Below are 5,873 nucleotides of genomic sequence, written 5' to 3' on the forward strand. Positions count from 1 at the left end.
TCCGTGATCGCCACGTCCACGCCCTCGGCGGCCAGTGCGCGGGCCAGCGGGAGGTAGTACCGGGCGCCGACGGCGATGCCGGGCAGGACCAGCACGGCGGGCCTGTCGGAGTCCCGCCGGTCGGCCTCCACCATCAACAGCGGACTCGTGCTGCCGTCCGCGTGCCGGAGCTCGGTCCGCCGCGGGTCGTCGGTCTTGGTCATGCGTACAGGATGCCGCAGTCCCCTGCCCACACCGCACCCGGCCCGACGTGACCACGCGCACGCTGCACGCCCACGGACGACGACGGACCCCGCCCCACTCGGATGGTGGGACGGGGTCCGTCGGAGCCGGGACCCGGGGGCGCCGGCGCGTCAGCCGATCAGATCGGGCCGTAGCGCGCGTTCATCGCCTGGGCCATCATCGGCCAGGACTGCTTGAGGTCGTCCTCCCAGTAGCCCCACGAGTGCGTGCCGTTGGGCGCGAAGTCGAACTGGGCCGGGATCTGCAGCTCGCCGAAGCGGCGGGCGAGGTTGGCCGTGCAGTACTGCGTGGCCGCCTCGATGATGCCGCCGACGATCGCCTGGTTGGCGAGGGCCGGGATGCTGTTGCGCAGACGCCAGTTCTCCAGCGACTCGTGCGGGCCGGGCAGGCCGTTGCCGGTGGAGATGAACATGGCCGGCAGGGTGCCGTTGTCGCGCTGGGCGACGAACTTGTGCGCCTGGGCGACCGGGTCGTTGGCCACCCAGCCCGGACCCGGGTAGGGGCCCCACATGTTGTCGAGGTTCGCGCCGCCACGCATGCCGGTGACGATGTTGATGAACTGGTAGCCGATCGGGGTCGACGTCTCGGCACAACCCGAGTACGAGCCGATGGCCTGGAAGCGGCCCGGGTGGTTCTGGGCGATCGTCAGGACCGAGGTGGCGGTCATCGAGATCGCGGCGAGGCTGCGCTTGCGGTTCGGGTAGTTGCCGCCGTACCGGCCCTCGAAGAGGGTCGGGAGCTCCTGCGCGAGGTAGGTCTCGAACGCCATCGGGCGGTTGGTCTCGCGGGCGTAGCGGGTCTGGACGTTGGGATCGTGACGCTGCCAGTCCGTGTAGTAGGAGAAGGCACCACCGATCGGGGTGACGGTCCAGACGTCCTTGTCGGACATGAAGGCCCGGACGTCCGACTGCGCCTGCCAGGTGGCCGAGTCCTCGCCACCACCGGCGCCGTTGACCAGGTAGAGCACCGGCGCGCCGGCGTTACCGTCGCGGGGGCGCTGCACGATGTTCGGGACCTCGATGGCCATCTTGTCCGACCACACCGACACGATCAGTCGACCGTCGGGAAGCTGGGTCTCGACGACCTTGTTCTGGGCGGTGGCCTTGGTGTACTGGATGTTGCCACCCTGGGCCTGTGCCGTGCCCGTGGCAACGACGGGGACCATGGCCGCGGCGATGGCCGCTGCGGCGACCTTGGTGCCCAACCGGCCGCTCTTGACTGAACGCATATTCCGACGCCTAACCTTCTCGTTGTTCACAGACGGACCCGGGCAGACCCTCGCTTGACAGCTAACCCGATTCCCAGTAGTCACACAAGTCCCACTAAGCACACCCCAGGTGGAAGCGTGCCTACAGGACCGAGCCTTGCGCCCGCCGGGCACCATCCGAGGATGACATACCCGGGTGGCCCGCCGGTAACCGCGGAACCACCCTTGCGGCTCACGTCAACATTATCGACGCTACCCGGCCTCTTGTTACCGATATGAAGAAAATCCGATACACCCCGCGCGGCGCGTGGGCGGGCGCCACACCGGGGAGCGCACGAGAAAGGGCCCCGGGCGAGGCCCGGAGCCCTTTGTCGATCAGCCGTACGACTCAGGCCATGAAGCCGGCGTCGAGGGCCTTCTGGAAGTCGCCACCGGCGAAGTAGCCGATGCCCTTGACGACGTTGTTGACGGCGCCGAGCAGGCCGCCCGCGAGGTCGACGAGACCCTTCGGGCCGAGCAGCTCGCCGACGGAACCGAGGTCGATACCCATGCTGTACTCCTATAGAGAGGTGTGGTCCGGACGGATCCGGGCCGAGATGATGTTCGGGGGGTCGGCTGCTTTACGCCGCAGCCGGGGCGGTGCGCCGGAGCGCGAGGATCTGAGGCAGATCAGTTGACGGTCTCGCCGCCGAGGCTGCCGAGTGCCGCCAGCGCGTCGAGGGTGCCCTCGCCCGTGACCGAACCCGTGAAGCTGACGACGCCGTCGATGAGGTTCTTGACCGCGGTGAGTGCGGCACTGATGGCGCTGAAGTCAGGCATGTGTGTCTCCCTTTGAAAGTGGTGCCCCGGCTCATGGGGCCAGAGTCAGCGTAATCTGAGCGGCTCCGAAGTCAAGTGTGACCTCGGTCTCGACGGCAGCCGGGTGACGCCTTATCCGCCCAGGGCACCCTTCGTGACCCAGATCACTAGATGCAAGGAAACCCTAGCACCTTGATCTGCCTGCGCAAATACTATTGAGTCAACGACTTAATCGAGTGCATTAACTTTCCCTCACGCTGGGCGGGGCGTGGCGACGCCGCGGAGACACCTTTAGGTCGATAAACATTCATCTAGACAAGCGCCCACATAACTGCGCGTGGCACAGCAGTGCGGCCCGCGCGAGGGAGATCGCACGGGCCGCACCGGTGTGCTGAGGGCATGGCCGCCCTCAGCAGGCTCGGGTCACCACATCATGAAGCCGCCGGCGAGGGCCTCCTCGAAGTCGCCTCCGGTGAAGTAGGCCAGGCCGGAGAACAGGTCTCCGAAGGCGCCGAGAAAGTCGTTGACATAGCCGAGGGCGCCGCTGACGCCGGCGAGAGATCCGAACTCGGGGAAGAACATGGTGTGCTCCTGGGTCTGCTGGGTGGTTATCTCTGGAGGTGGGCTCTGGGATCAGTCGGCGCTGATGCTCGACACGGCATCGAAGAAGTCGTTCATGCCCCCCTCGCCCCCCAGCGACCCGGTGAATGTGACGACGGCTCCGAGGATGTCGGTGATGCCTCCGAAGAGGTCGGACAGCTGACCGAAGTCGGGCATGGTGTTCTCCGTTCTCGTGCGTTCACGGCACCCTTCGAGGCGCCTGACAGGAACACTAGAAAAGGACGCGCGTCCACCACAATGGGCGAAACGGCACCGTAACCGCAGATCACAGGCTCTTTACGCAGCGGGGGAAAGATGACGATCCTGTTACGGGACCGCCACCGCGGTCCAGGAGTGTCGGGCCCGCCGTGACCCGTCCGAGGGCACGCACAAAAGGCCGTGGCCCGCACCGGAGTTCTCCGGTGCGGGCCACGGCCCGGCGTACTGTGTGGGCTCGGGTCAGAAGCCCATGCCACCCATCTCGTCGCCACCCGGCATCGCCTGACCGGCGGGCTCGGGCTTGTCGGCCACGACGGCCTCGGTGGTGAGGAAGAGCGCCGCGATGGAGGCGGCGTTCTGCAGCGCGGAGCGCGTCACCTTGACCGGATCGTTGATACCGGCCTCCAGCAGGTCCTCGTACTCGCCGGTGGCGGCGTTGAGGCCCTGGGCGCCCGGGAGGCTCCGGACCTTCTCCGCCACGACGCCCGGCTCGAGACCGGCGTTGAAGGCGATCTGCTTGAGCGGGGCACTCAGCGCGAACTTGACGATCTTCGCACCGGTGGCCTCCTCGCCCTCGAGGGACAGCCCGTCGATGGCGACCTCGGACTTGACCAGGGCGACGCCGCCGCCGGCGACGATGCCCTCCTCGACCGCGGCCTTGGCGTTGCGGACCGCGTCCTCGATGCGGTGCTTGCGCTCCTTGAGCTCGACCTCGGTGGCCGCGCCCGCCTTGATCACGGCGACGCCGCCGGCGAGCTTCGCGAGGCGCTCCTGGAGCTTCTCACGGTCGTAGTCCGAGTCGGAGTTCTCGATCTCGGCGCGGATCTGGTTGACCCGTCCCTCGATCTGCCCCTGGTCGCCCGCACCCTCGACGATGGTGGTCTCGTCCTTGGTCACGACGACCTTGCGCGCCTTGCCCAGCATGGAGATGTCGGCGGTCTCGAGCGAGAGGCCGACCTCCTCGGAGATGACCTGGCCACCGGTGAGGATCGCGATGTCCTGCAGCATGGCCTTGCGACGGTCACCGAAGCCCGGGGCCTTGACGGCGACGGACTTGAAGGTGCCGCGGATCTTGTTCACGACGAGCGTGGACAGGGCCTCGCCCTCGACGTCCTCGGCGATGATCAGCAGGGACTTGCCCTCGCCGATGACCTTCTCCAGCAGCGGGAGGAGGTCCTTGACGGTGGAGACCTTGCCCGAGACCAGCAGGACGTACGGATCCTCCATGACCGCCTCCTGGCGCTCCGGATCCGTCATGAAGTACTGCGAGATGTAGCCCTTGTCGAAGCGCATACCCTCGGTGAGCTCGAGATCCAGGCCGAAGGTCTGCGACTCCTCGACCGTGATCACGCCCTCCTTGCCGACCTTGTCCATGGCCTGGGCGATGAGCTCGCCGATCGCCGGGTCGGCGGCGGAGATGCCGGCGGTCGCAGCGATCTGCTCCTTGGTCTCGATCTCCTTGGCGGAGGCGATCAGGTGCGCGGTGACGGCCTCGACGGCCTTCTCGATGCCGCGCTTGATGCCCATGGGGTTGGCACCGGCGGCCACGTTGCGCAGGCCCTCGCGCACGAGCGCCTGGGCCAGGACGGTGGCGGTGGTGGTTCCGTCGCCCGCGACGTCGTCGGTCTTCTTGGCGACCTCCTTGACGAGCTCCGCACCGATCTTCTCGTACGGGTCCTCGAGCTCGATCTCCTTGGCGATGGAGACGCCGTCGTTGGTGATCGTGGGGGCGCCCCACTTCTTCTCCAGCACGACGTTGCGACCCTTGGGGCCGAGCGTGACCTTGACGGCGTCGGCGAGCTGGTTGAGACCGCTCTCCAAGCCGCGGCGGGCCTCTTCATCGAACGCGATCATCTTTGCCATTGGGTGAATCATCCTCCGGGTGTGGGGTGACACGTATGTGGTCGGCGTCGGCGCCCGCGACGGACGGAGCGGACCGTGTCAGATCCGCGCCTCACCTTGCGACCTCAGTTCAGGTGTTGCTGGCACTCAGGGTAGCCGAGTGCCAACCGCTTTTCTAGCACTCGCCCCCCACGAGTGCAAAGGGTGCGGCCCGGTGTTCGCGGCGGGCGAACGACACGCACGGCCGCGCCCCGTCCCCTACCATCGAGACGCCATCGAAGCCCGTTCCCATTGGAAGGCCATCCATGCCCACCGAGTCCGCTCCCGCCGCCATCGAGAGTTCGATCGAGATCGACGCCCCACCGGCCCGGGTCTGGGAAGTCGTCTCCGAGGTCCGCAACGCCCCCCAGTGGAGCAGCCAGGCGCACAAGGTCGTCGCCCTCGGTGGCCGCACGACCGCCGGGACGTGGGCGCTCAACATCAACAAGCGCGGCCCGATCTTCTGGCCCACCACCAGCCGTGTCGTCGAGTTCGAGCCCGGCAGAAGGTTCGCCAACCGCATCACCGAGAACACCACCATCTGGGTCTTCGAGCTCGAGCCCACCGCCGACGGCGGCACCCGGCTCACGGAACGTCGTGAGGTCCCGAACGGCCTGACCTTCATCTCGACGTTCCTCACCGACAAGCTCTTCGGCGGACAGCCCTCGTTCACCAAGGAAATGGACAGGGGCGTGTCGACCTCCCTGAAGCGGATCAAGGCCCTCGTCGAGCAGGGCTGACCGCCATGGCCGGGGTGGGCGTGGTCGCGGTGGCCCGGAGCGGGCTCGCGACGATCCTCGCGGGCTCCCTCGTGGCAGCGCTCACCGGGTGCGCGCTCTGGACCGACGACGCGGACCCCGCCACCCCCGACCGCGAGGAACCCGGCCCCACCCTGGCCGCGGGTCCACCTCCCGGTGACTGGCAG

General features: G+C 67.6%; 7 protein-coding genes and 2 pseudogenes. 2 read left to right on the top strand and 7 right to left on the bottom strand.

Annotated features, from left to right (window positions below; translation table 11 throughout):
* The 7 genes and pseudogenes from G6018_RS09200 to groL all read right to left on the bottom strand — a co-directional run.
* Positions 1 to 203 (bottom strand): annotated as a pseudogene (locus G6018_RS09200) (hypothetical protein); the annotation flags it as partial.
* A gap of 158 nt (positions 204 to 361) precedes the next feature.
* The gene (locus G6018_RS09205; RefSeq protein ID WP_179523437.1) at positions 362 to 1,471 is read right to left on the bottom strand and encodes an alpha/beta hydrolase family protein; all 1,110 of its coding nucleotides are present in this window, start codon (positions 1,469 to 1,471) and stop codon (positions 362 to 364) included.
* A 367-nt stretch (positions 1,472 to 1,838) separates the two neighbouring features.
* A complete protein-coding gene (locus G6018_RS09210; RefSeq protein WP_179523438.1) occupies positions 1,839 to 2,000 on the bottom strand; it encodes a hypothetical protein in 162 nt (53 codons plus the stop codon).
* A gap of 119 nt (positions 2,001 to 2,119) precedes the next feature.
* Positions 2,120 to 2,269, bottom strand: coding sequence for a hypothetical protein (locus G6018_RS09215; RefSeq protein ID WP_179523439.1), 150 nt, complete (start codon positions 2,267 to 2,269; stop codon positions 2,120 to 2,122).
* A gap of 402 nt (positions 2,270 to 2,671) precedes the next feature.
* Positions 2,672 to 2,830, bottom strand: coding sequence for a hypothetical protein (locus tag G6018_RS09220; RefSeq protein ID WP_179523440.1), 159 nt, complete (start codon positions 2,828 to 2,830; stop codon positions 2,672 to 2,674).
* Positions 2,831 to 2,881: 51 nt separating this feature from the next.
* Positions 2,882 to 3,025, bottom strand: coding sequence for a hypothetical protein (locus tag G6018_RS09225; protein WP_182609540.1), 144 nt, complete (start codon positions 3,023 to 3,025; stop codon positions 2,882 to 2,884).
* A gap of 282 nt (positions 3,026 to 3,307) precedes the next feature.
* Positions 3,308 to 4,930, bottom strand: a complete 1,623-nt coding sequence (gene groL / locus G6018_RS09230) for a chaperonin GroEL (protein WP_179523441.1) — start codon at positions 4,928 to 4,930, stop codon at positions 3,308 to 3,310.
* Positions 4,931 to 5,214: 284 nt separating this feature from the next.
* Between groL and G6018_RS09235 the strand changes: the two genes are divergently transcribed.
* Both G6018_RS09235 and G6018_RS09240 read left to right on the top strand, forming a co-directional pair.
* Complete coding sequence (locus G6018_RS09235) at positions 5,215 to 5,688, top strand: SRPBCC family protein (RefSeq protein ID WP_179523442.1); 474 nt, start codon at positions 5,215 to 5,217, stop codon at positions 5,686 to 5,688.
* 5 nt (positions 5,689 to 5,693) lie between these two features.
* Positions 5,694 to 5,873, top strand: a pseudogene (locus G6018_RS09240) (hypothetical protein); the annotation flags it as partial.

It is taken from the genome of Dietzia sp. DQ11-44, assembly GCF_014145205.1.
Taxonomy (GTDB): Bacteria; Actinomycetota; Actinomycetes; order Mycobacteriales; family Mycobacteriaceae; genus Dietzia; species Dietzia natronolimnaea.

Coding starts and splice junctions, on each gene's coding strand:
- G6018_RS09205 (WP_179523437.1), bottom strand. CDS start 1,471: ATGCGTTCAGTCAAGAGCGGCCGGTTGGGCACCAAGGTCGCCGCAGCG.
- G6018_RS09210 (WP_179523438.1), bottom strand. CDS start 2,000: ATGGGTATCGACCTCGGTTCCGTCGGCGAGCTGCTCGGCCCGAAGGGT.
- G6018_RS09215 (WP_179523439.1), bottom strand. CDS start 2,269: ATGCCTGACTTCAGCGCCATCAGTGCCGCACTCACCGCGGTCAAGAAC.
- G6018_RS09220 (WP_179523440.1), bottom strand. CDS start 2,830: ATGTTCTTCCCCGAGTTCGGATCTCTCGCCGGCGTCAGCGGCGCCCTC.
- G6018_RS09225 (WP_182609540.1), bottom strand. CDS start 3,025: ATGCCCGACTTCGGTCAGCTGTCCGACCTCTTCGGAGGCATCACCGAC.
- groL (WP_179523441.1), bottom strand. CDS start 4,930: ATGGCAAAGATGATCGCGTTCGATGAAGAGGCCCGCCGCGGCTTGGAG.
- G6018_RS09235 (WP_179523442.1), top strand. CDS start 5,215: ATGCCCACCGAGTCCGCTCCCGCCGCCATCGAGAGTTCGATCGAGATC.